Here is a 26,260-nt window from a genome sequence, read left to right on the forward strand (position 1 = left end):
CTCAGGCCCCCTCGGACCGGCGGGCGGCCGCGAGGCGGACCGCGTCCATGATCTTCTCGTAGCCCGTGCAGCGGCACAGGTTGCCCGAGAGCGCCTCGCGGATGTCGGCGTCGCTGGGGCTGGGGTTGTGCTCCAGCATCTCGTCGGCGGCGACCAGCAGGCCCGGGGTGCAGAAGCCGCACTGGACGGCACCGGCGTCGATGAACGCCTGCTGGATCGGGGCGAGTTCCGTATCCCCGACGGCACCGCTCCCGGTGCCGTCCTGCGCGCCGCGGGGGTCCTGCCGGGCGAGGCCGGCCAGCCCTTCGACCGTGACGATCTCGTGCCCCTCGGCCTGGCCGGCGGCGACGAGACAGGAGCAGACCGGGACGCCGTCGAGGCGCACCGTGCAGGAGCCGCACTCCCCCTGTTCGCAGGCGTTCTTGGACCCGGGCAGGCCGAGCCGCTCGCGCAGCACGTACAGCAGGGACTCGCCCTCCCACACGTCGTCGGCCTCCTGGGGCCGTCCGTTGACCGTGAAGTGGACACGCATTACGCGGCTCCCTCGGTGATACGGCGGGTGCCGCGGTACGACTCCCAGGTCCAGGTCAGCGTGCGGCGGGCCATGACGCCGACGGCGTGCCGGCGGTAGCTCGCGGTACCGCGGACGTCGTCGATCGGGTTGCAGGAGGCGGAGCAGAGGTCGGCGAACTGCTTGGCCACCGACGGAGGGACGATCTTCCCGTTGTCCCAGAGACCGCCCTCGTCGAGCGCCGCGTTCAGGAACTCCTCGGCGGCGGTGGCCCGTACGGGGGTGGGCGCCGCGGAGCCGATGCCGGTGCGGACCGTGCGAGTGCCGGGGTGCAGGGCCAGGCCGAACGCGCACACGGCGATGACCACCGCGTTGCGGGTGCCGACCTTCGAGAACTGCTGCGGTCCGTCGGCCTTCTTGATGTGGACGGCGCGGATCAGTTCGTCGGGCGCCAGCGCGTTGCGCTTCACGCCGGTGTAGAAGGCGTCGATCGGGATGCGTCGGGACCCGCGCACCGATACGGCCTCGACCTCGGCTCCCGCTGCGAGCAGTGCCGGGTGGGCGTCTCCGGCCGGGGAGGCGGTGCCGAGGTTGCCACCGACCCCGCCGCGGTTGCGGATCTGCGGGGAGGCGACGGTATGGGCGGCGAGGGCGAGGCCCGGCAGTTCGGCCCGCAGGTGCTCCATGATCCTCGTGTACGGGACGGAGGCGCCGAGCCGTACGGTGTCCTCGCCGACCTCCCACTCGGTGAGGTCGGCGATGCGGTTGAGGTCCATGAGGTACTCGGGTCTGCGGTGGTCGAAGTTGATCTCGACCATCACGTCGGTGCCACCCGCAATCGGCACGGCGGTGGGGTGCTCGGCCTTCGCGGCGAGCGCCTCCTCCCAGCCGGCGGGGCGAAGGAAGTCCATGACCGGCTCTCTTCTTCGTCTCGTGGGTCGTACGGATCTGGCCAGTCCGTGTGCGGCGGGCCCGGCTCGTTCATGGGGGATTCACGCGGAGTGGGCTCAGTACACCGCCCGCTGCTCCACCCGGGTCAGTCACGAAAGACATGAAGGAGTTGCCTGGCCAGCGGGAGCATCTTGTAGATTCATATGAAAAGAGGACCTCGGTAACCTCCTTGTTTTCCTCCGGAAACAACGGACACGGAGGAGACGGAGTACACAGTCCGGGGGACGGCCGACCGTACCGGATCGGCCACTCACCCGGACGCTTCGGGAAAGGCCCTTCACAGACCTTCCACGGCCTCCGGGCGGGGCCCTCCCCAGGCCCATCGTAGACATCGGTACACATCGAGACAGGGAACGGCGGCGACGAGAATGCGGCTGCGCGCACTGCTGGAGACCGACGCGCTGGGGCTCACGCTGCTCGGCGGCGAGGACGGGCTGGACCTCACCGTGCACGGGGTGATGACCACCGACCTGAGGGACCCCAGCCGCTATCTCTCCGGCGGGGAACTCGTGCTCTCCGGTCTGGCCTGGCGCCGGGACGCCGCCGACTCCGAGCCGTTCGTAAGGCGTCTGGTGCAGGCGGGGGTCGTCGCCCTGGCGGCCGGCGAGGCGGAGCTGGGCACCGTCCCGGAGGACCTGGTCGCGGCCTGTGCGCGGCACCGGCTGCCGCTGTTCGCGGTGCACGAGTCGGTGGCCTTCGCGACGGTCACCGAGCATGTCGTGCGGCAGGTGTCCGGCGAGCGGGCCGGGGACCTCGCGGCCGTGGTGGACCGGCACCGGCGACTGATGGCGTCGGGCCCGGCGGGCGGCGGCCCGGACGCGGTGCTCGACCTGCTCGGCACCGACCTGGACCTGCGGGCGTGGGTGCTCTCGCCGACCGGGCGGCTGATCGCCGGTTCGAAGGCGGGGCCGCGGCTGCCCGACAACGTGTGCGTGCGGCTCGCGGCGGAGCAGCTGACGGCCGCCCGCGGCGGCCGCCCCGGACCGCACCGGGTGACCCCGGACGACCGGACGACGTACAGCCTCTTCCCGGTGCGCGGCGGCGGACCCGCGGGCCGGGCGGTGGCGGCCACCCCGCAGGCCGCGCAGCCCGCACCCAGCGGGCAGGGCGCACCGGCCTCCCCGGAGGTGCGAGACGGCAGGGACGGCAGGGACGGCAGGGACGGCAGGGAAACCGTGCTGTCGGACTGGCTGCTGGTGGTCGAGGCGGACGCCGGGGACTGGGCCGAGGAGCGGCTGGACCTGCTGTACGGGGTCGCCCAGCTGATCGCGGTCGAGCGGGACAGCCGGAACGCGGCACGCGCGGTACGGCGCCGGCTCGCGCAGGAGGTGCTGGAGCTGGTGCAGGCGGGCGCGGCGCCGGCCGAGGTCGCGGCCCGCCTGCGGGGGGCGGCACCGGTGCTGGTGCCCGGTCTCGGGGCCGCGCCGCACTGGCAGGTGGTCGTCGCGCGGGTCGACTGGGACGGCGGCGGGTCCGGGGGCGGGGCGGCGGCGCAGACGCTGCTCGAGGAGATCCTGGTCGACCCGGCGTCGACGGGACCCGAGCACTCCGACCGGATCGCGGTGGCGCACACCGGGGACGAGGCGGTCGCGCTCGTCCCGCTGTCCGCGGTGCCGAGCGAGCACGAAAGCGCCGACGGGCGGGGACTTCTCGCCGACGCCCTGCTGAAGTCCGTACGGGAGCCGCTGACGGCCGGTCTGGACGGCGACGGGCGGCTCACCCTCGGGGTCAGCGCGCCCGTGCACTCGGCGGAGGGGCTGCGCGGGGCCCTGGAGGAGGCCCGGCACGCACGGCGCGTGGCCGCGGCACGTCCGGGCCGGGTCTGCGCGGCCGGCCACCACGAGCTGGCCTCGCACGTCCTGCTGCTCCCGTTCGTCCCCGACGACGTGCGGCGGGCCTTCACCGCCCGCCTCCTGGACCCGCTGCGGGACTACGACCGGCGCCACCGCGCCGAACTGATCCCCACGCTGGAGGCCTTCCTGGACTGCGACGGCTCCTGGACCCGCTGCGCCGCCCGGTTGCACCTGCACGTCAACACGCTGCGGTACCGGGTGGGGCGCATCGAGCAGCTGACGGGTCGTGACCTGTCCCGGCTGGAGGACAGGCTGGACTTCTTCCTGGCCCTCCGCATGAGCTGACGGCCCGGCGGCCGGCCGGCGTGCGCGTGGTGGGGGTGGCGCGTGGTGAGGGCGTGCGCCGGTGGGGAGTCGCGGGCACCGTCGGGCGGTCCACCGTTCGGGCCCGCTGATCCACGACTTTGTGAAATCCTTCACCCACCCTCTTGGCCCGGCCCCGTTGTTCGTGCTGAGATGCGGCCACCACTCAACAGCTCGATGGCGTGCTCGGGGAGGGCAACGTGGCGCACACCGCCATGTCTGGTAACGGAACGACCGCTGGTGACGATCCCCTCCAGACCGCGGTATGGCGGTTGCGCTCACGCGCCTGCTGGGCCGACGCCGCCGCCCTGCTCACCCCGGACACCCCGGCCGCGGCGCTGCAGCGGTCGTCGCTCCTGGTGGAACGGTGCCTGTACACGGAGACGGGCTGGGGCGAGGCCGAGGACGCGCTGCGGACGGCCGAAGCGCTGGCCGACACCGACGACGAACGGGGCGCCGCCGCTTGTGAACGCGGGTACCTGGCCTACGCCGCCACCCTGCTCGCGGTGCGCGACCGGGCCGACGAGGCTCGGGCCGCGCTCGGGCGTGCGGCGGCGCTGATCCCTCCGGGAGCCCCGGCACGGTCGCTGCTGGACTTCCGGCGCGGGCTGATCGCCGAGAACCTGGCCCGCTCCCCGCAGTCGGCGCGTGCCGCGTACCGCCGCGCCCACGCGGGCGCCACCGCGCACGCCGACCCACTGCTGCTCTCCGGCACCTGGCGCCACCTCGCCGGGCTCGCCCTGCGGGACGGCGAGGTGGCGGAGGCGCGGCACGGCTTCGCCGAATCGCTGCGGATCCGCGAGGAGTTGGGCTACCTGGTCGGCACGGCGCCGGCCCTGGTCTCCCTCGCCGACACGGAGACCGAGCCGGAGGCGTCCCGTCTGCGCGAGGAGGCCCGCCGGCTGCTGCGCCTGCTCGGCGGCGTCCCCACCTGGCTGTCCCGCCAGCTGGCCCCACCGGCCCCGGGAGCGGCGACGGCGTAGGAAAGCCGGTGGCCGCGGCCCCGGTGCCGCGTGCCGGGACGCGGCACCGGGGCCTCCGTGCTTCAGAGCGCGCCGGCGAAGTGCTCCCCCACCAGTGACCGCACCGCGTCCCGGTCGCCCGCGACCAGCGCGTCCAGCAGGGTCGTGTGCTGGTGGGCGTCGGCCACCAGCCCCGCCCGGCCGAGGGGGCCGGGGACGGTGCCGGCCAGGGGCCACTGGGCGCGGCGGTGGAGGTCATCGGCGGTGCGGACCAGCTGGTCGTTGCCCGCGAGGGCGAGCACCGCGCGGTGGAAGGCGCGGTCGGACTCGGCGTACGTGGCCCGGCAGCCGGAGGAGGCGGCGCGGACGGTGGCCTCGGCGAGGGGGCGCAGTTCGGCCCAGCGCTCGGCGGGCACCGTAGCGGCCAGCCGCAGCACCACCGGGACCTCGATCAGTGCCCGGACCTCGGCCAGTTCGGCGAGTTCCCGGTCGCCCCGCTCGGCGACCCTGAAACCCCGGTTGGGCACGACCTCGACCGCGCCCTCGAGGGTGAGCTGCTGCATGGCCTCCCGGACGGGTGTCGCGGAGACCCCGAACCGCTCGGCCAGCACCGGTGCGGAGTACACCGCGCCGGGCCGCAGGTCGCCCGTCACCAGCGCGGTGCGCAGCGCGGCGAGGATCTGCCCGCGCACGGAGGACCGCTGGACGGGCGTCCGGGGCCGGGGAAGGACCGCGGCCGGTTCGCCGTGGGTGTGCTCACCGCGTACGGCGTCGTCCCGGCCTGGTGCGGCGTCGGCTTCCCCGCCCCGCACGCCGGACCGGGCGGGCACCCTGACTCTGCCCGCTCCCGTACCTGTACGCGCGTCCGCGCCGTCCTGTCCGGCCCCGGCGTCACCCGCCCCTGTGAAGCCCTTCGTGCCCTGCCTCACGGGGTCCTCCTCGGGACGTTTCGGTACTTGAGGTCATTACGGCGGCTTGCCAGCCGCCCGTCAAGCACCATACGGGCACAGGCCCCCCGGTTCACATCTCGGCGATCTTGGGTAAGGTGAGCCTTACCTTTATCGGTCCGGCGTCGGGCCGGTTCGGCGACATGCGAAGGGGTGGTCCCATGGCAGCAACCGGTTCGGCCGTCGCGGACGCGTACGCCCGCCTGGCGGAGGCCTTCCCGGCACTCGCCGTCACGGAGCTCGCCGCCGGCGAGGAAACGCCCCGGGACGGCGCCTGGGTGTCCGCCGACGCGCTCGCCCAGGGGGACAGCGGCTCCGCCCTGGACGCCTTCCTGTCCTGGGACGACAGTCAGGTGCTGCGGGACTACGGACAGCGGGGCCGCCCCGACGTGGTCGCCAGCTTCGGCCTGCACCGCTACGCCTGGCCCGCCTGTCTGCTGATCACCGTGCCGTGGTTCCTGCACCGCCGCGTGCCCCGTTACCCCGTGACCCACGTCTCCTTCGACCGCGCCGCCGCCGGACTCGCCGTGGGCCGCATGGCCGTACGCCCCGACACGTTCGCCTGCCTTCCGGACGACCCGGCGGCCGCGCTGCCCGGCGCCCGCGTGGTCCCGGACGAGGAGGCCCTGCGGGCCGAGGTACGCGCCGCCGTCGCCGAGCACCTCGGCCCCGTCCTGGCGGGCTTCGGCCCGAGGATGCGCCGTCGCGGCCGCGCCCTGTGGGGTATGGCGACCGACGAGATCGTGGAGAGCCTGCGGTACATCGGGCAGTTGCTCGGCGAGGAGCAGCGGGCCCTGCGGGAGCTGGAACTGCTGCTGCCCGGCGCCACCCGGCCGTACGTCGGCGCGGCGGGCTTCCGCCCGGCCACCGGGCCCGACGGCGAGGCCACGCACACCCGGGACCGGATCAGCTGCTGCATGTTCTACACCCTCCGTCCCGACGACGTCTGCGCCAACTGCCCGCGCACCTGCGGCGCCGGAAGGACGAAGGGAAGGGTGAGCGAAGAGGTGGCCACCGGCAAGGTCATCAGCATGCCCACCGAGGAGGCCGTCATGCCGGTGGCGAAGGCGAGTTGACGTCGCGTCACTCGTCGATCCGTCCACCCGTCCGCTGGATCTGCCCGGTTCTGCACCACCACGAAGGTCACAGGGTCTTCACGATTTCCTCGCTTGTTGTGAGGCGTCTCCACGGAAGCACCCGTACGGGTAGTCTCATTCGAACCCAACTCTCGCCCCTCACGCGTCAGTTCGAGCAGAACGCCGCCCTGGGCACCTCCTCGCACTTCATGGCGGCCACTTGCCCCGAAATCCCCAGAGGAGCGGCGGGATTGGGCCACTATGGCGGGCGTTACGCCCTATCCCAATGCAAGGGGCCCCTAGATGAGACTGACCGACATATCGCCGAATTGGCTGCTTCCGGGCGCCGTGCTGCTCCTGGGCATGCTGGTGGCGGTGGCGGTGCTCGCGCGCGGCAAGCGCTCCTCGGTCAAGGACACGAGCGCGGACGACTCGTGGGAGCGCAGCGAAGAGCGCCGCAGGCGCAAGGAGGCTCTGTACGGCACCGTCTCCTACATCCTGCTGTTCTGCTGTGCCGCGGTGGCGGCCGCACTCTCCTTCCACGGTCTGGTCGGCTTCGGCGAGCAGAACCTCGGCCTGTCCGACGGCTGGCAGTACCTCGTGCCCTTCGGTCTGGACGGCGCGGCGATGTTCTGCTCGGTGCTCGCCGTGCGCGAGGCCAGCCACGGTGACGCGGCACTCGGCTCCCGCATACTCGTGTGGACCTTCGCGTTCGCCGCGGCCTGGTTCAACTGGGTGCACGCTCCCCGGGGCATAGGGCACGCGGGCGCTCCGCACTTCTTCGCGGGTATGTCCCTGTCGGCGGCCGTGCTGTTCGACCGCGCGCTGAAGCAGACCCGCCGGGCCGCCCTGCGTGAACAGGGCCTGGTGCCGCGTCCGTTGCCGCAGATCCGCATCGTCCGCTGGCTGCGGGCTCCCCGGGAGACGTACCGTGCCTGGTCGCTGATGCTGCTGGAGGGCGTACGCAGCCTCGACGAGGCGGTCGAGGAGGTCCGCGAGGACCGGCGCCAGAAGGACGAGACGCGCCGGCGCCGGCGCGTCCAGGAGCGGGTGGAACGGGCGCGGCTGAAGGCCATCAGCCGGGGCCACCGCGCTCTCGTGGGCGGCGGCGGCCACCCCATGGAGGCCCCGACGGTGGAGCGGGCGGACGACGTGACGGCCAAGGAGCCTGCCATAGTGGCGCCGGAGACCGCCCTCCCCGTTCGCTCGCGTCCGTCCCTGCAGCCGGTACGCGGTGGTTCCGATCCGATGACCGTCGACCTCACCGCGGAGGACGACACCCAGGCGCTGCCTCGTCTGGACTCCCTCGAGCGCAAGCTCAAGGACCTGGAGCAGCAGTTCGGCTGACGCGGGCGGGACGGGACAGGGCATTCGACGGGACGGGGTACGGCCCGTGCGGCCGTACCCCGTCCCGTCGAATGCGCCGACGCCGGTGTCAGGCGGCGTCCGCTTCGAGTTCGAACCAGACCGCCTTGCCCACTCCGTGCGCCCTGACTCCCCACGCGTCGGCGAGGGACTCGACCAGGACCAGCCCCCGGCCGTGCGTACCGTCGTCGACGACCGGTACCCGTGGCCGGGGTTCGTGGTCCACGAAGTCCCTTACCTCGACCCGTAGTCCACGAGGTCCGACGGTGGCCGTCAGGACCGCCGCCCGGTCGGTGTGGATCAGCGCGTTGGTGACGAGCTCGGTGGTGAGGAGCTCCGCCGTCTCCGACTGTCCGGGCCTTCCCCAGTGCCTGAGCATGTGTCGTAGGTCGTGACGGGACTCGGGCACCGCCCGCAGGTCCGCCCGCCCCAGTCGGCGTTGCAGCCGGGCCGCCGCCGGTGCCTGCTCCGCGCCCTCGTCGGCCGTCCCCTCCACGGTCGTCACCGAGCCGGTCCCGGCCACGCCGGGACGACCCCCTTGTGCCTGCCTTCTCATGGCCCCCGCCCGCGTTCCGGTGTCGATTCCCCCTGCGGCTCGAACACGTCCAAGGGAATCCATGCCCTGTCACCCACGCGGCAGTCATGCGGCGGTCGCCAGGCGTCCTGAAAGCCGGATATTGGCCGAATTTCAACGGCCACACACGTGTGCGGGATCGTCCTCCCGGCCCCCGTGGCGAGAGGACGACCCCGGGTTCGCGGTGGTCGTGCGGTCCGTTGCGGACCATGTACTACCGGCCGGTTCACTTCCGGGCGCCCGTGTCAGTACAGCTTGTTGACGGCCTTGGCCGTCGTCTTCTTGAAGGCGGACACCGGGGCGTCGCCGAGGACGCCCCTCTGCCCCCAGCTCACGATGGTGACCGTCCTGCCGTCGCGTCCCACCGACAGCAAGGGACCAGGGCTACGGCGGCGCCCTCACCCCGCGGTACCTCGCGGCGGGCCTGGACAAGGACCGGCCGATCGCCCGCCCGGTCGCCGGGAACGACGCCGGTACACCGGTCCCCGCGGTCCGTATGCCCTACCGGGTCTCCGCGAAGGACCCGGAGGTACTGGAGGTGACCGCCACGGCCGCGGGCTGCGACTGTCGCTGGTACCTGGAGCTGGAACTGGTCCTCGGGCAGCCGCTCCGGCACCGTCCGGATCGACGACGGCGGCCGTCCGTTCCGCACCAGCGGCATCGAGGGCCCGCCCCGCTACGAGTACGACACCTCCAACTGTCGCTGGACACCCCGTACGGGCTGAACACCCTTACGGACGCGGTACGTTGCGCAGGTTGGAGCGCGCCATCTGGAGCATCCGGCCGACCCCGCCGTCCAGCACCATCTTCGACGCGGACAGCGCGAAGCCGGTCACCATCTCGGCCTTGATCTTCGGTGGGATGGACAGCGCGTTGGGGTCGGTGACGACGTCGACGAGGGCCGGGCCCTTGTGCTTGAACGCGGACTCGAGTGCCCCGGCGAGGTCCTTCGGCTTCTCCACCCGCACCCCGTACGCGCCGCACGCGCGGGCGACTGCGGCGAAGTCCGTGTTCTTGGTGGCGGTGCCGTGCGAGGGCAGTCCGGCGACCAGCATCTCCAACTCGACCATGCTGAGGGAGGAGTTGTTGAAGACGACGACCTTCACCGGCAGGTCGTACTGGACGAGGGTGAGGAAGTCCCCCATGAGCATGCTGAATCCGCCGTCCCCGGACATCGACACGACCTGCCGGCCCTGGTCGACGAACTGCGCCCCGATCGCCATCGGCAGTGCGTTGGCCATCGAACCGTGCGAGAACGAACCGATGACCCGGCGGCGGCCGTTGGGCGAGATGTAGCGGGCCGCCCAGACGTTGCACATCCCCGTGTCGACGGTGAAGACCGCGTCCTCGTCGGCAAGTTCGTCCAGGAGTGAGGCCACGTACTCGGGGTGGACCGGCACGTGCTTCTCCACCTTGCGCGTGTAAGCCTTCACCACCCCCTCCAGCGCCTCCGTGTGCTTCTTCAGCATCCGGTCGAGGAACCTGCGGTCGTCCTTGCCCTTGATCCTCGGGGTCAGACAGCGCAGCGTCTCCCGCACGTCGCCCCACACCGCGAGGTCCAGCTTCGAGCGCCGGCCGAGGTGCTCGGGCCGCACGTCGACCTGGACGGTCTTCACGTCGTCGGGAAGGAAGGCGTTGTACGGGAAGTCGGTGCCGAGCAGGATCAGCAGGTCGCACGCGTGGGTGGCCTCGTAGGCGGCGCCGTATCCGAGCAGCCCGCTCATGCCGACGTCGTACGGGTTGTCGTACTGGATCCATTCCTTGCCGCGCAGGGCATGCCCGATCGGAGACTTGATCTTCTGGGCGAGTTCCATGACCTCGGCGTGTGCGCCCTGGGTGCCGCTGCCGCAGAAGAGGGTGACCTTCCCGGCGGAGTCGATCATGTCGATCAGGCGGTCGATCTCGGCGTCGCCGGGACGGACGGAGGGGCGGGAGGTGACCAGGGCGGTCTCGGCGGCCCGGTCGGGGGCCGGCTGGTCGGCGATGTCACCGGGGAGGGTGACGACGCTGACGCCGGAGCGGCCGACCGCGTTCTGGATCGCGGTCTGGAGCAGCCGGGGCGTCTGCTGGGGGTTGGAGATCATCTCACTGTAGTGGCTGCACTCGCGGAACAGCCGGTCGGGATGGGTCTCCTGGAAGGAGCCGAGGCCGATCTCGCTGGACGGGATGTGCGAGGCGAGGGCGAGGACCGGGGCCATCGACCGGTGGGCGTCGTACAGCCCGTTGATGAGGTGGAGGTTGCCGGGGCCGCAGGAGCCTGCACAGGCGGCGAGACTGCCGGTGATCTGCGCCTCCGCACTGGCGGCGAAGGCGGCGGTCTCCTCGTGCCGGACGTGGACCCAGTCGATGGCGGAGTTGCGACGCACGGCGTCGACGACGGGGTTGAGGCTGTCGCCGACGATGCCGTAGAGGCGCTCGACTCCCGCGCGGGTCAGGATGTCGACGAACTGTTCCGCGACGTTCTGTTTGGCCATGGTTCCCGGGTGCCCCTTCGGTGTCCGTGAATCCCTGGATCTCCGTCCGGGTTCCATGGAGTCACACCCGGTGGGTTCACGCCTCCCAGACGGCGGCGGCCGTACGGTCGTCCGCGTATCCCTTGACCCGTACCTGGGTGTCGGCGAGGAACGCGGCGAGGCCCGGTGGTCCGGGGCGGGACCACCGCGTGGCCAGGTGGGCGCGGAGTTCCTCCTCGCCGCGCAGCGGGCCGGCGAAGCCCGGACTGCACAGCAGGAGGGTGTCGCCCTCGCGGGCGACGGACGTACGGAAACGGAAGGGCTCTCGCGAAGGACCGGGGGCGGGCTCGTACGGGCTCGGGGGCGTCGGTATGCCGAGGTCCATGGTGAGCCGGTCGCCCTCGGGGGTCTCCGAGGGCAGCGAGCCGAAGCCGAGCACGGCCTCGCCCCTGGCCTCGGCGGCCTCCGGCTCGATGTCCTGCCACGCTCCGCCCCGCAGCCGGAACAGTCCGCCGTCGCCGACGCCGAAGAAGACGCGGGTCCGGCAGTCGGGGTCGGCGGGCAGCAGCAGGCAGCGCAGGGTGGCCGCGTACGCCTCGGGTTCGAGACCCTGCTCGGCGGCGCCCGCGCGGAGCCTGCCGAGGGTGCGGTCGGTGAGGCGGTGCAGCCCCGACTTGAGGTCGCCGCGCCGGCCCGCCCTGATGTCCTCGGCCAGGCGGGCGTGGCTGAGGCCCACCGCCTTGCCGATCCACCGACAGGCCTCGGCGGCCGCGCGATGGGCACCGGGGGTACCCCGTACGCCGGTGGCGACCGCCACCAGCACCAGGGCCCGGTCCTCACTGCCGAACCGGGCGGTCAGCAGGGCATCCCGCCGCAGTGCACCCCGGTACCTCGCGGAGTCACCGCGTACGGAGGCGGCCCGCAGGGTGCAGGCCCCGTACCGGGCACCGTCGAGCACGGTGTCCGGGACCAGGTCGTCCAGTTCGTGGGGGTCGGCGGGGGGCAGCGCGGTGGGCTCGGCATCGTAGGTGGGCGGCCGGGAGCCCACGTGGCCGCGCGGCGGGGGCGGCGGCTCCACAGGCGGGACGTGGCGCGGGGCCCGGGGGCGGGGGGAGGCGTCGGTGGGGGCGGCGTCGGGGGCGGCATCGGGTGGGGCGGGAAAGCCGGCCGCCGAAGTCGTGCGGCCCGGCGGGGGCCAGGCCTGCGGTGCTCCTTGCGGCGGGTGGGGCGTCCGGCCACCGGGCGACTGTGTGCCGGATGGCTGCATGCCGGACGGGTTCCCCGTGGAAGGCCCTCCGTGCGCCGGCCCGCCCACCGGACCGTCCGCCCTCTCGTTCACCGTGCCGGCCACGGAGTCGAAGCGGTCCTCCAGGGAATCGGGCGCGGGCGCGGAGCCCGTGTCCGCGGTGGCGCCGTCGTACAACTGCCCCCACCAGTCGTCCTCGTGGCCGGTGGGCCTGCCCCCCTGTTCGCTCATACCTTGCATTGTCCACCGCGCGGGCCCGATGAGAACGGAGCAGGGGAAATCCGTTCCCGGCACCACGCGGCCTACGGCGCCACGGCCACTCGGGGCACATGAGCCACGCTTGTTCGACGCGAGGGGCCGGTGGGAGCCCCACACCTGGTCTGCGCCTCCGGCCGTCCTCCGGCACCCTGGACAGATGGGAGCGTGGGATCTCCTGCTGACCGGACTGGTGATCCTGTTCGGCCTGTGCGGAGTACTGCTGCCCGGGGTGCCGGGGTCGTGGCTGGTGTGGGCCGCGATCCTGTGGTGGGCGCTGAAGGACCCGCGGCCCGTGACGTGGTGGGTACTGGTCGGCGCGACGGTCGCCTTGCTCCTGTCCCAGGTGGTCCGCTGGACCCTGCCGCCCCGCCGGCTCCGGGCCGGCGGCATCGACGGCCGGGTGCTGGCGTACGCGGGCGCGGGGGCGCTCCTGGGCTTCCTCCTGGTGCCCGTCCTGGGCGCGGTCCCGGGTTTCGTGGCCGGGATCTACGCCTGCGAGCGGGTCCGCCTGGGCCGCCGCGGCGAAGCGGTGACGGCGACCCGTACGGCGATGCGCTCGGGCGGCTGGAGCGTGCTGACCGAACTGTTCACCTGCCTGCTGATCACGGCGGCATGGCTCGTCACGGTCGTCTGGCGATGACCGGCAGGCCGGCGGGCCTGCCGGTCCACCGGTCCACGGCTACGGCCGCAGTGCTCCCTCGTGGGTGAGCAGGTGGATCTTGCGGTCCAGGCCGCCCGCGTATCCGGTCAGCCTCCCGTCGGCGCCGATCACCCGGTGGCAGGGGCACACGATCAGCAGCGGGTTCGCGCCGATCGCCCCGCCGACGGCCCGTACGGCGGCCCTGGAGGCGCCGATCCGCGCGGCGATCTCACCGTACGACACGGTCGCCCCGTAGGGGATGTCACCGAGCGCGGCCCAGACCCTCTCCCGGAAGGGGGTGCCGGCGGTGTGCAGCGGCAGCCGGAAGTCCTCGAGCTCACCGGCGAAGTACGCGGCGAGCTGCTCCTCGGCCGCACGGAACGGGCCCGGGTCCTGCCGCCAGGCCTCCCGCACACTGCGCCCGCCCTTCTGCCCGGGCACGGAGAGCGAGGTCAGCGCCCCGTCCGGACCTGCGGTGAGGAGCAGTTTCCCGAGGGGGCTGTCGACACCGGTCCAGTACGTGTCCGTACCTGCGCCCGTGCCCGTGCCCGTGCCCGTGTCGACCATGCCGTTGGCCGTCGTGGTCGTGGTCGTGTTCACGGGTACTCCAACTCCCCTGCCGCGCGCAGGTGGTTCAGGGCGTATGAGCGCCAGGGGCGCCAGCTGTCGGGCAGGTCGGGACCGGGCAGGGCCACGTCCGGGTCGCCGAGCGCACGGGTGCGGATCTCGGCGATGGTACGGACGTCCAGGCCCGGAACGCCGGTCAGGGCGCCCGCGGCCTCGTCCCGGTCGGCGCCGGGGTCGAGCCGTACGGCGCCGTCGGCGAGGGCGGCGGTGAGCGCGCCCAGGGGGCCTCGGGGTTCGGCGTCGGCGAGGACGGACGGTTCGGGGAAGAGGTGGGTGAGGGTGCCGCAGGGGGCGTCGAGCGTCTTGCCGTACCGCTGGACCAGCCGTGTGGCCTCGCCACGCCCCACCAGGGCCCGTACGGCGAGTTCGGCGGGGTCGGCGGCGCCCGGTGAGCGCAGTCCCGGCCGGGCGGCGACCAGCGGGGCGAGCCGCGCGTCGGCGCCGAGCCGTTCGTCGACGGCGTACGGGTCCGCGTCCAGGTCGAACAGGCGGCGCAGCCGCTGTACGGCGGTGGCCAGGTCGCGGAGGTCGGTGAGGTGGATCCGGGCGTCGAGCCAGCCGCCGGGGCGGGCGCCGGAGCCGGGGCGGGCGGCGCCGGGGTGTTCGTCGACGGCGGTGGTGCCGGTGCCGTACGGAAGCCGGAGGGTGCGCCGGTAGGTGCGGGTGCCCGGGGTGCCGGTGACGTCCTCGACGCCCGGGACGGCCTCGCGCTCCAGCAGGTCGAAGACGGGTCCGGGCTGGTACGGGCCGCGGTGGGCGAGGCGCAGGGGGATACCGGCGGTCGGGGTGGCGGTGCGGTGGCCGGCCCGGCCGGCACGTGGCGCGGCGGCACGCAGCTCACCGGGGGTGGCCGCGTACACGGCCCGGACGGTCTCGTTGAACTGCCGCACGCTGGCGAACCCGGCGGCGAAGGCGATCCCGGTGACCGGGAGCGTGGTGGTCTGGAGGAGCACGCGCGCGGTGTGCGCGCGCTGCGCCCGGGCGAGCACGACGGGCCCGGCGCCGAGTTCGCCGGTGAGCTGGCGCTGCACCTGGCGGGCGCTGTAGCCGAGCCGTGCGGCCAGTCCGGCGACGCCTTCGCGGTCGACGACGCCGTCGGCGATCAGCCGCACGGCCCGGCCCACGACGTCGGCGCGTACGTTCCACTCGGCGGAGCCGGGAACGGCGTCCGGACGGCACCGCCGGCAGGCGCGGAACCCCGCGCCCTGCGCGGCGGCGGCGGTCGGGAAGAACCGCACGTTGCGTCGCTTGGGCGTGACCGCGGGGCAGCTGGGACGACAGTAGATCCCGGTGGTCCCGACGGCGAAGAAGAACGCCCCGTCGAACCGCCCGTCCCGGCTGCGCACCGCCTCGTACCTGCTGTCCTCGTCCATCACGCCGTCCAGTCTCCACCGGCCGGAGGACCCCGGCTGGCGGAAATCGGACATGAAGGGCGGGAGGCTGGACCGCCCGGGGCTCGACGGACGACCGCTGCCAGAGCTCGGCCGGGCAACCTGTGACCGGTATTACCGCCGGTGGCTGTCGCCGCCCCTCTTCGCCTCCATGGCGGCCCTGCCGATCGCCCCCTTCCGCTTCCAGTCCTTGCGGATCTCGGCGCGGAGGCGTGCGTCGGTCTTGGCGACGATGCGCCGGTTCTCGCGGAGCAGCTTGCGGTAGCTCTCGAGGCGGCGTTCCGGGAGGGCGCCGGTCTCGATGGCCTCGATGACGGCGCAGCCCGGCTCGCTCTCGTGGGCGCAGTCGTGGAAGCGGCAGCCCTCGGCGAACTCCTCGATCTCGGAGAACACCTGGCCGACACCGCTGCCGGCGTCCCAGAGGCCGACGCCCCGCAGGCCCGGGGTGTCGATGAGGACGCCCCCGCCGGGCAGGGCGAGCAGGTTGCGGGTGGTGGTGGTGTGCCGACCCTTGCCGTCGACGTCACGGGTGGCCCGTACGTCCATCACATCCTCGACGAGGAGCGCGTTGGCGAGGGTGGACTTCCCTGCGCCGGACTGGCCGATCAGGACGGACGTACCCCCGGCGGCGATGGCGGTGAGAACGTCGAGCCCCTCCCCGTCCTGCGCGCTGACGGCCAGTACCGGCACGCCGGGCGCGCTGGTCTCCACGTCCTGGACCAGGTGCGCCAGCGTCACCGCGTCCGGCACGAGGTCGGCCTTGGTGAGCACGACCACCGGCTGGGCCCCGGACTCCCAGGCGAGCGCGAGGAACCGCTCGATCCGGGCCAGGTCCAGCTCGACGGCGAGCGAGACGGCGATGACGGCGTGGTCCACGTTGGCAGCGAGGACCTGCCCCTCGGACCGCTTGGACGAGGTGGACCGCACGAAGGCGGTACGCCGCGGAAGGCACGTCCGTACGTAACGCGGGTTGCCGTCCGGTTCGACGGCGACCCAGTCGCCCGTGCACACGACCCGCAGGGGATCGTGCGGGGTCACGAAGGCGGTGTCGGCGCGCAGGGACCCGTCGGGGGTGACGACGTCACACTGGCCGCGGTCGACCCGCACCACACGGCCGGGCAGCAGCCCCTGCGCACCGTACGAGGAGAACGCGGCCTCCCACTCGTCGTCCCAGCCGAAGGGGGCGAGAGCACGCGAAGAAGCCGGAAGAGAAAAGGAGAAGTTCAAGGGAGACCCTTCGAAGGGCGGCCCCGGCACCGCGCATCACCGGCGCGGCAGAAGAAGAGATGTCAGCCGAGGGCCACGGAGGTGGGATGAACGAACGTCCGGATGCAGACAGCACCCATCGCGGAGACAGCCATCGGTCACACCTCCCTTTCGGCACACACGCACCAACGACAGCAGCGGCCAACGGCCCTGCTCGCTTCCGCGCCCAGAATAAAGCGCCGATCAGCCGGACAGCCACCCTTTTTTCCGTACCCGCCGGGCCCCGTCACCCGCTCGCGCAGGAGTGGCCGTTGAGGGTGACGTCGGTGGGCGGGGAGTTCTTTCCGGTCCAGGAGGCAAGGAAGCCGAAAGCCAGTTTTCCGCCGGCGGGGGCCGTCTTGTTGTAGTCGGCGGCGGTGGCGGTGACACGGGAGCCCTTCTGGCTCGCTTCGGCATCCCACATCTGGGTCACGCGCTGGCCGTCCCGGAAGGTGAAGGCGACGCGCCAGGATTCGAGGGGCTCTGTCGTGGTGACGGTCAGGGTGGCCTGGAAGCCGTCGGGCCACTGGTTACCCAGGTCGTACGTGGCGTGGCAGACGGCCGGCTTGCTGGGCGCGGTGGTCCGGGGCGGGGAGGCCGTGGCGGAGGTGCTGCCCTGCGGTTCGGGGTCGGGGCCGGTGTCGGGGGTCGGCCGGCCCGGGGCGCGTCCGTCGGTGGGGGGTTTGGGGGCGTCGGCGGGTGCGGCGCCGGAGGCCGAGGCGGGTGCGGATCCGGAGGCCGAGGCGGGTGGGACGGCACCAGGGCCCTCGGGCGGGTACGGATCCGGGTTGGCCACCGCCTGGCGGTCGGCGTCGGGGAGGGTCGCCCTGTCTTCCTCCGCGCCGCCGAACTGCATCAGGGAGACGGCAAGTGCGGCTCCCGACACCAGGACGGCGGCGACCATCAGCCGGTTGCGGACGACGCGCGCCCGCTGCGACACGTCGGCCGGGACTCCGCCCACGCCGGGTCCGTCGGGGCGCCCGGGACCGAGACGCGCCTCGGCCGCGCGGCGGCGGCGCTCCAGGTAGGCGAGGCCGCCCCAGCCGATGACCCCGCCGGTGAGCGCGACGGGCAGTCCGCCGCCGTGCATCCGCAGGCAGGCCGCGGCCTCGGCACACTGCACGCAGACGGCGAGGTGCCGGGACAGGTCGTCGGGGGTGTCGGCTGCGGGCGAGCGGGTGACGGCGTCCAGCAGCCGGGCGTAGCTGCGGCACTCCGCGTCCATCGGGGAGTCGAGGTGGTTGCGGTGGCAGCGGTCCCGGAACAGGCCGCGGACCTGGGTGAGTTCGTCCGCGGCGGTGACGGGGTCGAGACCGAGCCGGCGGGCCACCAGGGGCAGCGGCAGGGACTCCGCCTCGGCCAGCCAGAGGAGTTCGGCGTCGGCCTGCTGCAGATCGCGCAGTCCGCGCAGAGCGATCGGGCGGCTCAGCGGAGGGCCGGTGTAGCGGGCGGCCTTGTCCGAGTGGAGCCACAACCTCAGGTCCGGATCGAGCCGGTGCCCCTGTCCGGTGCCCTCCCAGTCCGCGGCAGTGGTGCGAACGGCGGCCAGCAGCAGGGGTATTCGGGGCAGCCTGGAGGAGCGGCGGCCGGTGCCGCGCACGGTACTCGCCTCCGCCTCGCGCACCTCCCGTATGCCTTGTGCGAACGCCTCGCGCGCGAGTTGCGCGGCGGCGGTGGAGCCGGCCGTGCAGAGATCGGCGTACGAGAGCACCGCGTCCCAGCACTCGGAGAACAGTGCTGCCTCGGTGGCGTCCTGAGGGGCCGGCAGGTCGGTCATGAGTCTCCTGCATCCACGAACGAGGTCAACTCGCCATTCTAAAAGCACAGTTGGGGGAACCCTCGGGGGCGATGGACGAGCTTTTCACTATTTCGACACAACTGACAAGCTCTGTGTCCGCTTCGGGCGGCACGACGCCCGCGTACGCGCCCTCGCGCACGCCTCACGTCGGAGGATACGCAAGGAAGGCCGGAACGTCTCGGTTCCGGCCTTCCCCGTGTTCCGTTTTCCTCTCAGGTGCTCCCGGCCCTCGCGCGTCTCACGCCTCGGCGGGCTCCTGCGCCGGGAGACTGTCCATGAAGGAGCTGACGGAGAACACCGCGCGCCCCGGTCCGGGCTCACCGTAACCGGGGGGCGAGGACAGGCCGAAGTCGTCCATCGTGGCGCGGTAGGCCTCGAGCAGCCGGATGTGGTACTCCAGCGGCGCGCCCTGCGGGTTGGCCTTGCCCAGCGGGGTCGTCGGCTCGGGGCACCAGGTGGTGAAGCGGGGCGTGATGCCGTGCGACATGAAGAAGCGCAGGCCCTCGGTGGTGGAGGCGATGGCCTCGTCGACCGTGGTGAAGCCGAAAGGCTCGGCCATCTCCACGCCTGCCACGAAGTTCGGGATCACGTTGCGCGCGCCGAAGACGTCCGCGGAGTCCAGGATGCGCTTGTGCCACTCGTCGCGGCCGACGTAGCGCTCCTTGCCGGGGCAGTACAGCTCGAACAGGCGGCGGTCCCACACCTCGTAGTTGGGGTGGTAGATCTGCACGCCGTAGTCCTTGAAGCGCTGCACGTCGTCCCTGGGCAGCGCCTGGGCGACGACCTTGCCGATCCAGCGGCCGGGGAAGCGCTCCTCGATGGCCTTGGCGTAGTGGCCGTAGAAGTCGGCCTCGTCACGGCCGGCGACCGTCCTGGTGATCGCTCCGCCGGTCAGCGTGTAGGCGGTGGACGCCTTCGCCGTGTCGTACCGGTCGATGATCTCCAGCGCCTCGAGGACCTCCTCGACGTCCTTGACCCCGGTGTAGGGCCGGCCGGCCGCCTTGTGCTGGCGCCAGTTGTGGTTGATGTCGCAGTACTGGCACTCCTCCTTGGCGCCGAAGTACTGGCAGACCCGGAAGACGGTCAGGTAGATCAGGTAGCCCCACTGGATCGTGGGGGCGACCTCCATGACGGACTTCCCGCTGGAGAGGGTGTGCCGGTAGTACTCGGGCATCGGCGGCACGCCGACGTCCGAGACGCGCTTCCCGTCGAGGTAAAGGCCGAGGACCCCGTCCTCGTCCGCGGCGACCCGGTAGGGGGAGGCCGGGTTCACCCTCACGGAGACCACGGTGCGGCGCAGGTCGTAGGGGCCTCCGGTGAGGATGATCTCCTCGGGCGGGCGCCGGAGCGCGGCCTCGCCCAGCTCGGGCAGCGTTCCGTGGTCGAAGGAGAAGATGAAGTACGACTTCGGTTTGACCTCACCGCCCTCGTTGTCACTGAGGGCGGACGGATCGAAGGCGATCCCGCCCCGGAGCAGGTCCTCCTTGAAGACGGCCTCGCGCGGCACATGCGGGAACCGCTCCATCAGATCCTCGACCAGCGCGGTACGGCTGCCGCTGCCCATCCCGTGTCTCCTTCCGGTTCGGACGTACGACTCCCGGCTCGGACGTACGACTCCTCACGGTATGCCCCTGCCCGTCGGTCCGTGGTACCGGGGCCCCCGACGTGACGCGGGGCACTCCCCCCGGACCTGCGGAGACAGTACGTCCCGTGGGTCGCCCGGTGGGCTTCGGTGCCGTGCTGCGCCCCGTGCGCGCCCCGCGCCCCAGCGGGAGAGCGGGAGAGCGGGAGAGCGGGAGAGCGGGAGAGCGGGAGAGCGGGCCGGGCGGGCCGGGCGGGAGAGCGGGCCGGGCGATGCATACCCCGGGGCTCGCGATAAGTTCCGGCGGGGACCTTTTCGGTCCCGCACCTCCGGGAAGGACGACCGATGACCGGGACCGTGACCAACTGGGCGGGCAACATCACGTACGCCGCCAAGGAGCTGCACCGCCCGCACACCCTGGACGCGCTGCGCGCGCTGGTCGCCGGGAGCAGCCGGGTGCGGGCTCTGGGCAGCGGGCACTCCTTCAACGAGATCGCCGAGCCGGGCGAGGCCGGCGTCCTGCTCTCGCTCGAGGGCCTGCCCGCGCAGGTCGACGTGGACACGGCGGCCCGGACGGTACGGGTGGGCGGCGGCGTGCGGTACTCGGAGCTGGCCCGCCGCGTGCACGAGCGAGGACTCGCGCTGCCGAACATGGCGTCGCTCCCGCACATCTCGGTGGCCGGTTCGGTCGCCACCGGCACGCACGGCTCCGGGGTCGGCAACGGTCCGCTCGCGTCGGTGGTGCGCGAGGTGGAGCTGGTCACGGCGGACGGTTCGACGGTACGGATCGGCCGTGGGGGCGAGGCCCGGTTCGGCGGCGCGGTCACCTCGCTCGGGGCGCTGGGTGTCGTCACGGCGCTCACCCTGGACCTGGAGCCGGCGTTCGACGTCGAGCAGCACCTGTTCACCGAGCTGCCGCTGGCCGGGCTGGATTCCCGTCTCTTCGAGACGGTGATGTCGGCCGCGTACAGCGTGAGCCTGTTCACCGACTGGAGGACGCCGGGGTTCCGGCAGGTGTGGGTGAAGCGGCGTACGGACCAACCGCTGCCGGACTTCCCCTGGGCGCCGCCCGCGACCGAGAAGCTGCACCCCGTGCCGGGCATGCCTGCGGTCAACTGCACGGACCAGTTCGGCGTGCCGGGGCCCTGGCACGAGCGGCTGCCGCACTTCCGCGCGGAGTTCACCCCGAGCAGCGGCGAGGAGCTGCAGTCGGAGTACCTGCTGCCGCGCCGGTTCGCCGTCGACATGCTGCATACGATCGACAGCATCCGGGAGACGGTCTCCCCCGTACTGCAGACCTGCGAGGTGCGGACCGTGGCCGCCGACGGCCAGTGGCTCAGCCCCTCCTACGACCGGGACACCGTGGCCGCCCACTTCACCTGGGTCGCGGACACGCCCGCGGTGCTGCCCGTGGTCCGGCGGCTGGAGGAGGCGCTGGCGCCCTTCGAGGCGCGGCCGCACTGGGGGAAGGTGTTCACCACCCCGGCGGCGAAGTTGCGCGCCCTCTATCCGCGGCTCGGCGACTTCCGGGCCCTGGCCCGGTCACTGGACCCGGCGGGCAAGTTCAGCAACGCGTTCGTGCGGGACGTCCTGGGCGACTGACCGCGCCCGGTCCCGGCTCGCCCGACTTCGTACAGCCCCTTTCCGAACCTCTTGCCGAACGTCGGCACCGGCCATAGCCTTGCCGCGCGCCGGTGCCGACGCAGCCCGGCACGGCAGTGCGGGCGCTGCAGGGATGGGGGCACCTCCGGTGAAGCGCACCTCGCGGGACATCCGTACCGCCAACCGCTACGAGGTGCTGCGCCAGATCATCGCCGAGTCCCCCACCTCACGGCAGGAGCTGGCGGCCGCCACCGGGCTCAGTCTCGCCACGGTGGCCACCCTCGTCGGCGAACTGCTCGGCCTCGGCATGGTCGTCGAGGTCGGTTTCGAGGACTCGGCCGGCGGACGTCCGCGCGGTCTGGTGGCCGTCGACGCGTCGGGCGGCGTCCTGATCGGCGTCGACCTCGCCGAGACATACGTCCGGGTCGAGCTGTTCGACCTCGCGCTGAACGTGCTGGCCCGCGCTGGCGAGGAGATGCGTCCCGGTGAGAACCGGCCCGAGCAGGTCGTGGGCCGTGTGGCCTCGGCGGTCGGCTCGGTGGTGGAACGGGCCGGGACCGGGTCCGCGCGGGTGCTCGGGGCCGGGGTGAGCGTGCCGGGCCAGGTGGACCGTGCCACGGGAGTCTCCGAGTACGCGCCGAACTGGGACTGGCACGACGTGCCGCTGCTGGACCTGCTCGCCGAGCGGATCCCCCACCCGCTGTACCTGGACAACCCGTTGCGTGCCTGCGCGGTGGCCGAGCTGTGGTTCGGGGCGGCGCGCGGGCGCGGTGACGCGGTGGTGGTCAACCTCGGGACCGGGGTGGGCGCCGGGCTCGTGCTGGGCGGCGGAGTGCACCGTGGGGTCAGCAACAGTGCCGGCGAGTGGGGGCACACCACGCTCGTCCTGGACGGACGCCCCTGCCACTGCGGCAACCACGGCTGCGTCGAGACGTACACCGGGGCGCCGGGGATCATGTTGAACCTGCGGGAGGTGAGCCCGCACAGCCCTCTGCTGCGTCCCGACGACCAGACGGCGACCGTCGGCGCCCTGGCACGGGGGGTGGCTTCGGGCGACCCGGTGGCGGTCAAGGTCCTCGAGGACACCGCCCGTTACCTCGGTGCCGGGATCGCCGACCTGATCAACCTGCTCAACCCGGAGGTGGTCGTGCTCAGCAGCTGGGTCGCGGCCGCGTTCGGTGAGCCGCTGCTCGACGCGGTGCGCGAGGCCGTCACCCGGCACGCGCTGCGCCGCCCGCTGGCCGCCACCCGCATCGTGCTCTCCCCGATTCCCACCGATCCGGTCTGCCTGGGCGCGGCGACGTTCGCGCTGGAGGGCGCGTTGAAGGCGGCGCGCAAGGGAAACGGCACACGCGCCGACACAGCCACGCAAGCCCGCGGATCCGGCACCGACAAGCCGTGACGTCCCGCGCACCACCCGCGTCCCGAGCCTCGAATCCCCGGCTCCGTCGGCCCGTTGACCGATCCGTCCGTCATCCCGAACGGCGCACAACGCTTCGTACGGGCTTTGCCCAACCCCTTGCCGAAGCCTTGAACGAAGGTTAACGTCCGGCACCGCAAGGCCTTTCCGCGCCGTCCACCGCACCACCGCCAGAAGCCGTCCGCCGCGGATCCCTCTGCTCCGCGTGCACTGCCCCGTACCGCCGGCGCCGCCCGTACGTCCCCGCACCCGCCCGGGGCGCCTGCTCCACTCACCTGCCTTTCGAGCCGTACTCGAGACAAGGACGTCGACATGTCGGTATTGGGTACTCACCACTGGGACCGCCGTTCCGTACTGAGGGCGGCCACGGGCCTGGCTGCCGTCGGCGGGCTCGCCGCGTGCGGCGGCAACACCGGCCGGGACGGCGGGCCGGGATCGGGCAAGCGTCTGGTCCAGTACTTCCACGCCTACGGCGAAGCCGGCACCGAACAGGCCATCAGGCGCTACGCCGAGGCCTACGAGGAGGCCGACGTGAGCACGCAGTGGATCACGGGCTCCAACTTCGAGAGCAAGCTGTTCGCCTCCCTGCTCACCGACAAGGCTCCGGACGTCTTTGAGTTCCATCCGCAGATCCAGCTCGTCAGGAGCGGCCAGGTGGCGGACCTGACCGACCTGGTCGAGCCGGTGAAGGACGACTTCAACCCGGCCGACATCCGGTCGCACACCGTCGACGGGAAGATCTACGGGGTCCGGATGATCGACGACCCGCAGTTCTTCTTCTACCGGAAGTCGATGTTCGAGAAGGCGGGCGTCGGTGTCCCCGCCACACTCGACGATCTCCTGGCGACAGCGGCGGAGTTGACCACGGACAAGGTCAAAGGCATCTATCTGGGCAACACCCTGCACCCGGTCGTCAACCCGATGATCTGGGCGTCCGGCGCCGACACCCTCGACGAGAAGAACGAGATCGCGTACCACACCGACGCGGTGGTCGAGGGTTTCCGCACCCTGCGCAAGCTCTTCACCAGCGGTGACCTGCTGCTCGACGCGCCGACCGACTTCTGGGACCCCTCCGCGCTCAACCAGGGGCTCACCGCCATCCAGTGGTGCGGCATGTGGGCGATGCCTCAGATGCAGGAGGCGCTCGGCGACGATCTCGGGATCTTTCCCTTCCCGAGGGTCACCGCCACGGGCAAGCCGGCGGTCACCAACGGCGGTTGGTCGATGTTCGTCAACGCGAAGGGCGAGGACGTCGAGGCGGCCAAGGAGTACGTGAAGTGGCTCTGGATCGACCAGAAGGAGTACCAGGAGGACTGGGCGCTCTCCTACGGCTTCCACATCCCGCCGCGCACCTCGATCGCCCGGTCCGCCGACAAGCTCAAGTCGGGCCTCCCGGCCGAGGGCGTCAGGCTGTTCAACGAGTTCGGGCACTTCGACAACATCGGCTGGACCCAGGCCATGATCACCGCCCTGGAGGACGTCCTCGCCGACTGCGTCCGCAAGGGCGGTGACCCTGAGAGCGCGCTCGACAAGGCCGACCGGACGGTCGGCCGCGAGCTGCAGAAGCTGTTCGGATAGACCGCGGACGGGCAGCGACGAGATGTCGACCACCACCGCGCGCGGTGCCGCCCGCCCCGCCCCGGCCAAGGGCTTCCCCCGGCCGCGGCGGCAGCTGCGGGCCAGCAGCACCTTCAACTTCTGGCTGTTCACCGGGCCCTTCCTCATCGGCCTGCTGATCTTCGTCTACGTGCCGATCCTGTGGAGCGCGTGGCTGTCCTTCTTCGAGGCCCGGTTCACCGTCACTCCGAGCGAGTTCATCGGCTTCGAGAACTACCGGGTCATGCTGACGGACGAGCGGTTCGTGGGTTCCCTCGTCACCTTCACGGTGTTCGCGGCGCTCATCGTCCCGGCCACCTGGGCGCTGTCGCTGGCGCTGGCGCTCGCGGTGAACCGGCTGCGGTTCATGCGGGCCTTCTTCCGCTCGGTCTTCTTCCTGCCGACGGCGGTGAGTTATGTCGCCGCCTCGCTCGTCTGGAAGATGTCCATTTTCAACGGGGTCCGCTTCGGTCTGGCGAACACCGTGCTCGGTGTGTTCGGGGTGGACGACACCGCGTGGCTGGCGAACCCGAACCCGCCCTGGTACTGGCTGGTCATCGTGACCGTACGGCTGTGGCTCCAGGCGGGCTTCTACATGATCCTGTTCCTGGCCGCGCTGCAGAACATCCCGCGCGAACTGTACGAGGCTGCCGCCATCGACGGCGCCCGGCCCGGCTGGCAGACGTTCCGGTACATCACACTGCCGCAGGTGCGCGCGACCTCGACGGCCGTGATCCTTCTGCTGCTCGTGGCCGCGTACCAGGCCTTCGACGAGTTCTTCAACCTGCTGAGCAAGACCACGTGGGGGCGCCCGCCACTGGTCGAGCTGTATTACAAGGCCCTGGGCGACAACCAGGACTACGGTGCGGGCAGCGCGGGCGCGCTGATCCTCACGCTGCTGATCTGTCTGGTGACGCTGCTGCAGGGCCGGTTCATGGGCTTCGGCCGGGGGGAGGACGGCAGATGACCTCCGGTACGCCGAAGACGGCGGGCCCCGCACCGAACCGGTCGCGCCGGGGCGGCCCGCGCGCCGGCGTGCTCGGGTCCGCGGGCCTGTACGCCGCGACCGGCCTCGCCGCGCTCCTCTTCCTGGTCCCCTTCTACCTGATCGTCCGAAACGCCCTGTCCACCGATTCCGAGATCACCGGCGAGGAGTGGGCGTTCTTCCCGTCGGACATCCAGTGGGGCAACATCACCGAGCCGTTCGACGACCCGACGGTCGACTTCGCCCGGTCGCTGTGGAACTCGGCGGTCGTCGGAACACTGCATACGGTCGGCACCCTGCTGGTCTGTTCGCTCGCCGGGTACGGGCTGGCCCGTATCCCGTACCGGCACGCCGACAAGGTCTTCTACGCCGTCCTGGGGACCCTGATGGTGCCGACGGCGGTCACCTTCGTGCCCAGTTTCGTGCTCGTGTCGTCCCTCGGCTGGGTGGACAGCTACCGGGGTCTGATCATCCCGGGCCTCTTCAGTGGTTTCACGTGCTTCCTCTTCCGGCAGTACTTCCTGGGGTTCCCGAGAGAGCTGGAGGAGGCGGCACGGGTGGACGGGCTCGGCTACTGGGGCGCGTACTGGCGGGTCGTCGTCCCGAACTCGCTGAACTTCTTCGCCGCCATCGCGACGATCACCTTCATCAGCGGCTGGAACTCCTTCCTGTGGCCGCTCGTCATCGGACAGGACCCGAGCGCCTGGACCGTCCAGGTCGCCCTCTCCTCCTACATGACCAACCAGACCGTCAACTTCCACCTGATCTTCATGGCCACGGCCATTTCCATCCTGCCCCTGGTCTGCGTCTTCCTGTTCCTCCAGCGCTGGCTCGTCCAGGGCATCGCGCAGACCGGCATCAAGGGCTGACCCAGG

The 26,260-nt window shown here is 72.2% G+C and carries 21 protein-coding genes and 1 pseudogene; 11 read left to right on the forward strand and 11 right to left on the reverse strand.

From position 1 onward, the window contains the following. Position 1: 1 nt before the first annotated feature. Together HUV60_RS05650 and HUV60_RS05655 are read right to left on the reverse strand one after the other, a co-directional pair. Positions 2 to 532: a (2Fe-2S)-binding protein gene (locus HUV60_RS05650; protein ID WP_257851899.1), complete on the reverse strand. Its 531-nt coding sequence runs from the start codon at positions 530 to 532 to the stop codon at positions 2 to 4. Further along, the gene (locus HUV60_RS05655; RefSeq protein ID WP_257851898.1) at positions 532 to 1,422 is read right to left on the reverse strand and encodes an FAD binding domain-containing protein; all 891 of its coding nucleotides are present in this window, start codon (positions 1,420 to 1,422) and stop codon (positions 532 to 534) included. Before HUV60_RS05655 ends, HUV60_RS05650 begins: the two co-directional genes overlap by 1 nt. A 408-nt stretch (positions 1,423 to 1,830) precedes the next feature. Between HUV60_RS05655 and HUV60_RS05660 the strand changes: the two genes are divergently transcribed. Together HUV60_RS05660 and HUV60_RS05665 are read left to right on the forward strand one after the other, a co-directional pair. Further along, complete coding sequence (locus HUV60_RS05660; protein WP_257851897.1) at positions 1,831 to 3,600, forward strand: PucR family transcriptional regulator; 1,770 nt, start codon at positions 1,831 to 1,833, stop codon at positions 3,598 to 3,600. 233 nt (positions 3,601 to 3,833) lie between these two features. Beyond that, the gene (locus HUV60_RS05665; RefSeq protein ID WP_257853103.1) at positions 3,834 to 4,601 is read left to right on the forward strand and encodes a hypothetical protein; all 768 of its coding nucleotides are present in this window, start codon (positions 3,834 to 3,836) and stop codon (positions 4,599 to 4,601) included. 62 nt (positions 4,602 to 4,663) lie between these two features. Here HUV60_RS05665 and HUV60_RS05670 read toward each other — a convergent pair whose 3' ends face one another. Then, positions 4,664 to 5,509, reverse strand: coding sequence for a GntR family transcriptional regulator (locus HUV60_RS05670; protein ID WP_257851895.1), 846 nt, complete (start codon positions 5,507 to 5,509; stop codon positions 4,664 to 4,666). Between the two features lie 179 nt (positions 5,510 to 5,688). On the opposite strand from HUV60_RS05670, the gene HUV60_RS05675 reads away from it, so the two are divergent. After that, positions 5,689 to 6,603 (forward strand): (2Fe-2S)-binding protein, encoded by a 915-nt coding sequence (locus HUV60_RS05675; protein WP_257851892.1) that lies wholly within the window; start codon positions 5,689 to 5,691, stop codon positions 6,601 to 6,603. A 303-nt stretch (positions 6,604 to 6,906) separates the two neighbouring features. Then, positions 6,907 to 7,950 (forward strand): DUF2637 domain-containing protein, encoded by a 1,044-nt coding sequence (locus HUV60_RS05680; RefSeq protein WP_257851883.1) that lies wholly within the window; start codon positions 6,907 to 6,909, stop codon positions 7,948 to 7,950. Between the two features lie 88 nt (positions 7,951 to 8,038). On the opposite strand, the gene HUV60_RS05685 is transcribed toward HUV60_RS05680, so the two are convergent. Further along, positions 8,039 to 8,524, reverse strand: a complete 486-nt coding sequence (locus HUV60_RS05685; protein WP_443047223.1) for an ATP-binding protein — start codon at positions 8,522 to 8,524, stop codon at positions 8,039 to 8,041. 388 nt (positions 8,525 to 8,912) lie between these two features. Between HUV60_RS05685 and HUV60_RS05690 the strand changes: the two are divergent. Continuing rightward, a pseudogene (locus HUV60_RS05690) lies at positions 8,913 to 9,267 on the forward strand (transcriptional regulator); the annotation flags it as partial. A 6-nt stretch (positions 9,268 to 9,273) separates the two neighbouring features. On the opposite strand, the gene HUV60_RS05695 reads toward HUV60_RS05690, so the two are convergent. Beyond that, entirely contained in the window at positions 9,274 to 11,016 is a 1,743-nt protein-coding gene (locus HUV60_RS05695; RefSeq protein WP_257851882.1) for a pyruvate dehydrogenase, read from the reverse strand. Between the two features lie 76 nt (positions 11,017 to 11,092). Next, a complete protein-coding gene (locus HUV60_RS05700) occupies positions 11,093 to 12,472 on the reverse strand; it encodes a protein phosphatase 2C domain-containing protein (protein WP_257851881.1) in 1,380 nt (459 codons plus the stop codon). Between the two features lie 184 nt (positions 12,473 to 12,656). Here HUV60_RS05700 and HUV60_RS05705 point away from each other — a divergent pair, with 184 nt between their 5' ends. Next, the gene (locus HUV60_RS05705; protein WP_257851879.1) at positions 12,657 to 13,139 is read left to right on the forward strand and encodes a DUF456 domain-containing protein; all 483 of its coding nucleotides are present in this window, start codon (positions 12,657 to 12,659) and stop codon (positions 13,137 to 13,139) included. 39 nt (positions 13,140 to 13,178) lie between these two features. Here the strand turns inward: HUV60_RS05705 and HUV60_RS05710 are convergent, their stop codons facing one another. The 5 genes from HUV60_RS05710 to HUV60_RS05730 form a co-directional block, all read right to left on the reverse strand. Next, positions 13,179 to 13,706, reverse strand: a complete 528-nt coding sequence (locus tag HUV60_RS05710) for a methylated-DNA--[protein]-cysteine S-methyltransferase (protein WP_257853101.1) — start codon at positions 13,704 to 13,706, stop codon at positions 13,179 to 13,181. A gap of 29 nt (positions 13,707 to 13,735) precedes the next feature. Next, positions 13,736 to 15,139 (reverse strand): DNA-3-methyladenine glycosylase 2 family protein, encoded by a 1,404-nt coding sequence (locus tag HUV60_RS05715; protein ID WP_257853100.1) that lies wholly within the window; start codon positions 15,137 to 15,139, stop codon positions 13,736 to 13,738. 132 nt (positions 15,140 to 15,271) lie between these two features. Beyond that, complete coding sequence (rsgA, locus tag HUV60_RS05720; RefSeq protein ID WP_257851877.1) at positions 15,272 to 16,384, reverse strand: ribosome small subunit-dependent GTPase A; 1,113 nt, start codon at positions 16,382 to 16,384, stop codon at positions 15,272 to 15,274. A 265-nt stretch (positions 16,385 to 16,649) separates the two neighbouring features. Continuing rightward, positions 16,650 to 18,179 (reverse strand): cellulose-binding domain-containing protein, encoded by a 1,530-nt coding sequence (locus HUV60_RS05725; protein ID WP_257851876.1) that lies wholly within the window; start codon positions 18,177 to 18,179, stop codon positions 16,650 to 16,652. A gap of 259 nt (positions 18,180 to 18,438) precedes the next feature. Continuing rightward, a complete protein-coding gene (locus HUV60_RS05730) occupies positions 18,439 to 19,764 on the reverse strand; it encodes a radical SAM protein (protein WP_257851875.1) in 1,326 nt (441 codons plus the stop codon). Positions 19,765 to 20,127: 363 nt separating this feature from the next. On the opposite strand from HUV60_RS05730, the gene HUV60_RS05735 reads away from it, so the two are divergent. The 5 genes from HUV60_RS05735 (at position 20,128) to HUV60_RS05755 (ending at position 26,254) form a co-directional block, all read left to right on the forward strand. Continuing rightward, positions 20,128 to 21,384, forward strand: a complete 1,257-nt coding sequence (locus HUV60_RS05735; RefSeq protein ID WP_257851873.1) for an FAD-binding protein — start codon at positions 20,128 to 20,130, stop codon at positions 21,382 to 21,384. 133 nt (positions 21,385 to 21,517) lie between these two features. Beyond that, the gene (locus HUV60_RS05740; protein WP_257851870.1) at positions 21,518 to 22,786 is read left to right on the forward strand and encodes an ROK family transcriptional regulator; all 1,269 of its coding nucleotides are present in this window, start codon (positions 21,518 to 21,520) and stop codon (positions 22,784 to 22,786) included. A gap of 330 nt (positions 22,787 to 23,116) precedes the next feature. Continuing rightward, the gene (locus HUV60_RS05745; protein WP_257851869.1) at positions 23,117 to 24,382 is read left to right on the forward strand and encodes an ABC transporter substrate-binding protein; all 1,266 of its coding nucleotides are present in this window, start codon (positions 23,117 to 23,119) and stop codon (positions 24,380 to 24,382) included. 22 nt (positions 24,383 to 24,404) lie between these two features. Beyond that, positions 24,405 to 25,367, forward strand: a complete 963-nt coding sequence (locus HUV60_RS05750; protein WP_257851868.1) for a carbohydrate ABC transporter permease — start codon at positions 24,405 to 24,407, stop codon at positions 25,365 to 25,367. Next, a complete protein-coding gene (locus tag HUV60_RS05755; protein WP_257851867.1) occupies positions 25,364 to 26,254 on the forward strand; it encodes a carbohydrate ABC transporter permease in 891 nt (296 codons plus the stop codon). Before HUV60_RS05750 ends, HUV60_RS05755 begins: the two co-directional genes overlap by 4 nt. The last annotated feature ends 6 nt before the right edge of the window (positions 26,255 to 26,260 follow it).

This window comes from Streptomyces sp. KMM 9044, from assembly GCF_024701375.2.
GTDB lineage: Bacteria > Actinomycetota > Actinomycetes > Streptomycetales > Streptomycetaceae > Streptomyces.

What these genes read in the sequence shown, in the direction of transcription:
- HUV60_RS05725 (WP_257851876.1), bottom strand. Translation starts at nt 18,179, where the DNA reads ATGACCGACCTGCCGGCCCCTCAGGACGCCACCGAGGCAGCACTGTTC.
- HUV60_RS05685 (WP_443047223.1), bottom strand. Translation starts at nt 8,524, where the DNA reads ATGAGAAGGCAGGCACAAGGGGGTCGTCCCGGCGTGGCCGGGACCGGC.
- HUV60_RS05735 (WP_257851873.1), top strand. Translation starts at nt 20,128, where the DNA reads ATGACCGGGACCGTGACCAACTGGGCGGGCAACATCACGTACGCCGCC.
- HUV60_RS05710 (WP_257853101.1), bottom strand. Translation starts at nt 13,706, where the DNA reads ATGGTCGACACGGGCACGGGCACGGGCACGGGCGCAGGTACGGACACG.
- HUV60_RS05655 (WP_257851898.1), bottom strand. Translation starts at nt 1,422, where the DNA reads ATGGACTTCCTTCGCCCCGCCGGCTGGGAGGAGGCGCTCGCCGCGAAG.
- HUV60_RS05665 (WP_257853103.1), top strand. Translation starts at nt 3,834, where the DNA reads ATGTCTGGTAACGGAACGACCGCTGGTGACGATCCCCTCCAGACCGCG.
- HUV60_RS05660 (WP_257851897.1), top strand. Translation starts at nt 1,831, where the DNA reads ATGCGGCTGCGCGCACTGCTGGAGACCGACGCGCTGGGGCTCACGCTG.
- HUV60_RS05675 (WP_257851892.1), top strand. Translation starts at nt 5,689, where the DNA reads ATGGCAGCAACCGGTTCGGCCGTCGCGGACGCGTACGCCCGCCTGGCG.
- HUV60_RS05695 (WP_257851882.1), bottom strand. Translation starts at nt 11,016, where the DNA reads ATGGCCAAACAGAACGTCGCGGAACAGTTCGTCGACATCCTGACCCGC.
- HUV60_RS05650 (WP_257851899.1), bottom strand. Translation starts at nt 532, where the DNA reads ATGCGTGTCCACTTCACGGTCAACGGACGGCCCCAGGAGGCCGACGAC.
- HUV60_RS05750 (WP_257851868.1), top strand. Translation starts at nt 24,405, where the DNA reads ATGTCGACCACCACCGCGCGCGGTGCCGCCCGCCCCGCCCCGGCCAAG.
- HUV60_RS05680 (WP_257851883.1), top strand. Translation starts at nt 6,907, where the DNA reads ATGAGACTGACCGACATATCGCCGAATTGGCTGCTTCCGGGCGCCGTG.
- HUV60_RS05700 (WP_257851881.1), bottom strand. Translation starts at nt 12,472, where the DNA reads ATGAGCGAACAGGGGGGCAGGCCCACCGGCCACGAGGACGACTGGTGG.
- HUV60_RS05730 (WP_257851875.1), bottom strand. Translation starts at nt 19,764, where the DNA reads ATGGGCAGCGGCAGCCGTACCGCGCTGGTCGAGGATCTGATGGAGCGG.
- HUV60_RS05705 (WP_257851879.1), top strand. Translation starts at nt 12,657, where the DNA reads ATGGGAGCGTGGGATCTCCTGCTGACCGGACTGGTGATCCTGTTCGGC.
- HUV60_RS05755 (WP_257851867.1), top strand. Translation starts at nt 25,364, where the DNA reads ATGACCTCCGGTACGCCGAAGACGGCGGGCCCCGCACCGAACCGGTCG.
- HUV60_RS05740 (WP_257851870.1), top strand. Translation starts at nt 21,518, where the DNA reads ATGGGGGCACCTCCGGTGAAGCGCACCTCGCGGGACATCCGTACCGCC.
- HUV60_RS05715 (WP_257853100.1), bottom strand. Translation starts at nt 15,139, where the DNA reads ATGGACGAGGACAGCAGGTACGAGGCGGTGCGCAGCCGGGACGGGCGG.
- HUV60_RS05745 (WP_257851869.1), top strand. Translation starts at nt 23,117, where the DNA reads ATGTCGGTATTGGGTACTCACCACTGGGACCGCCGTTCCGTACTGAGG.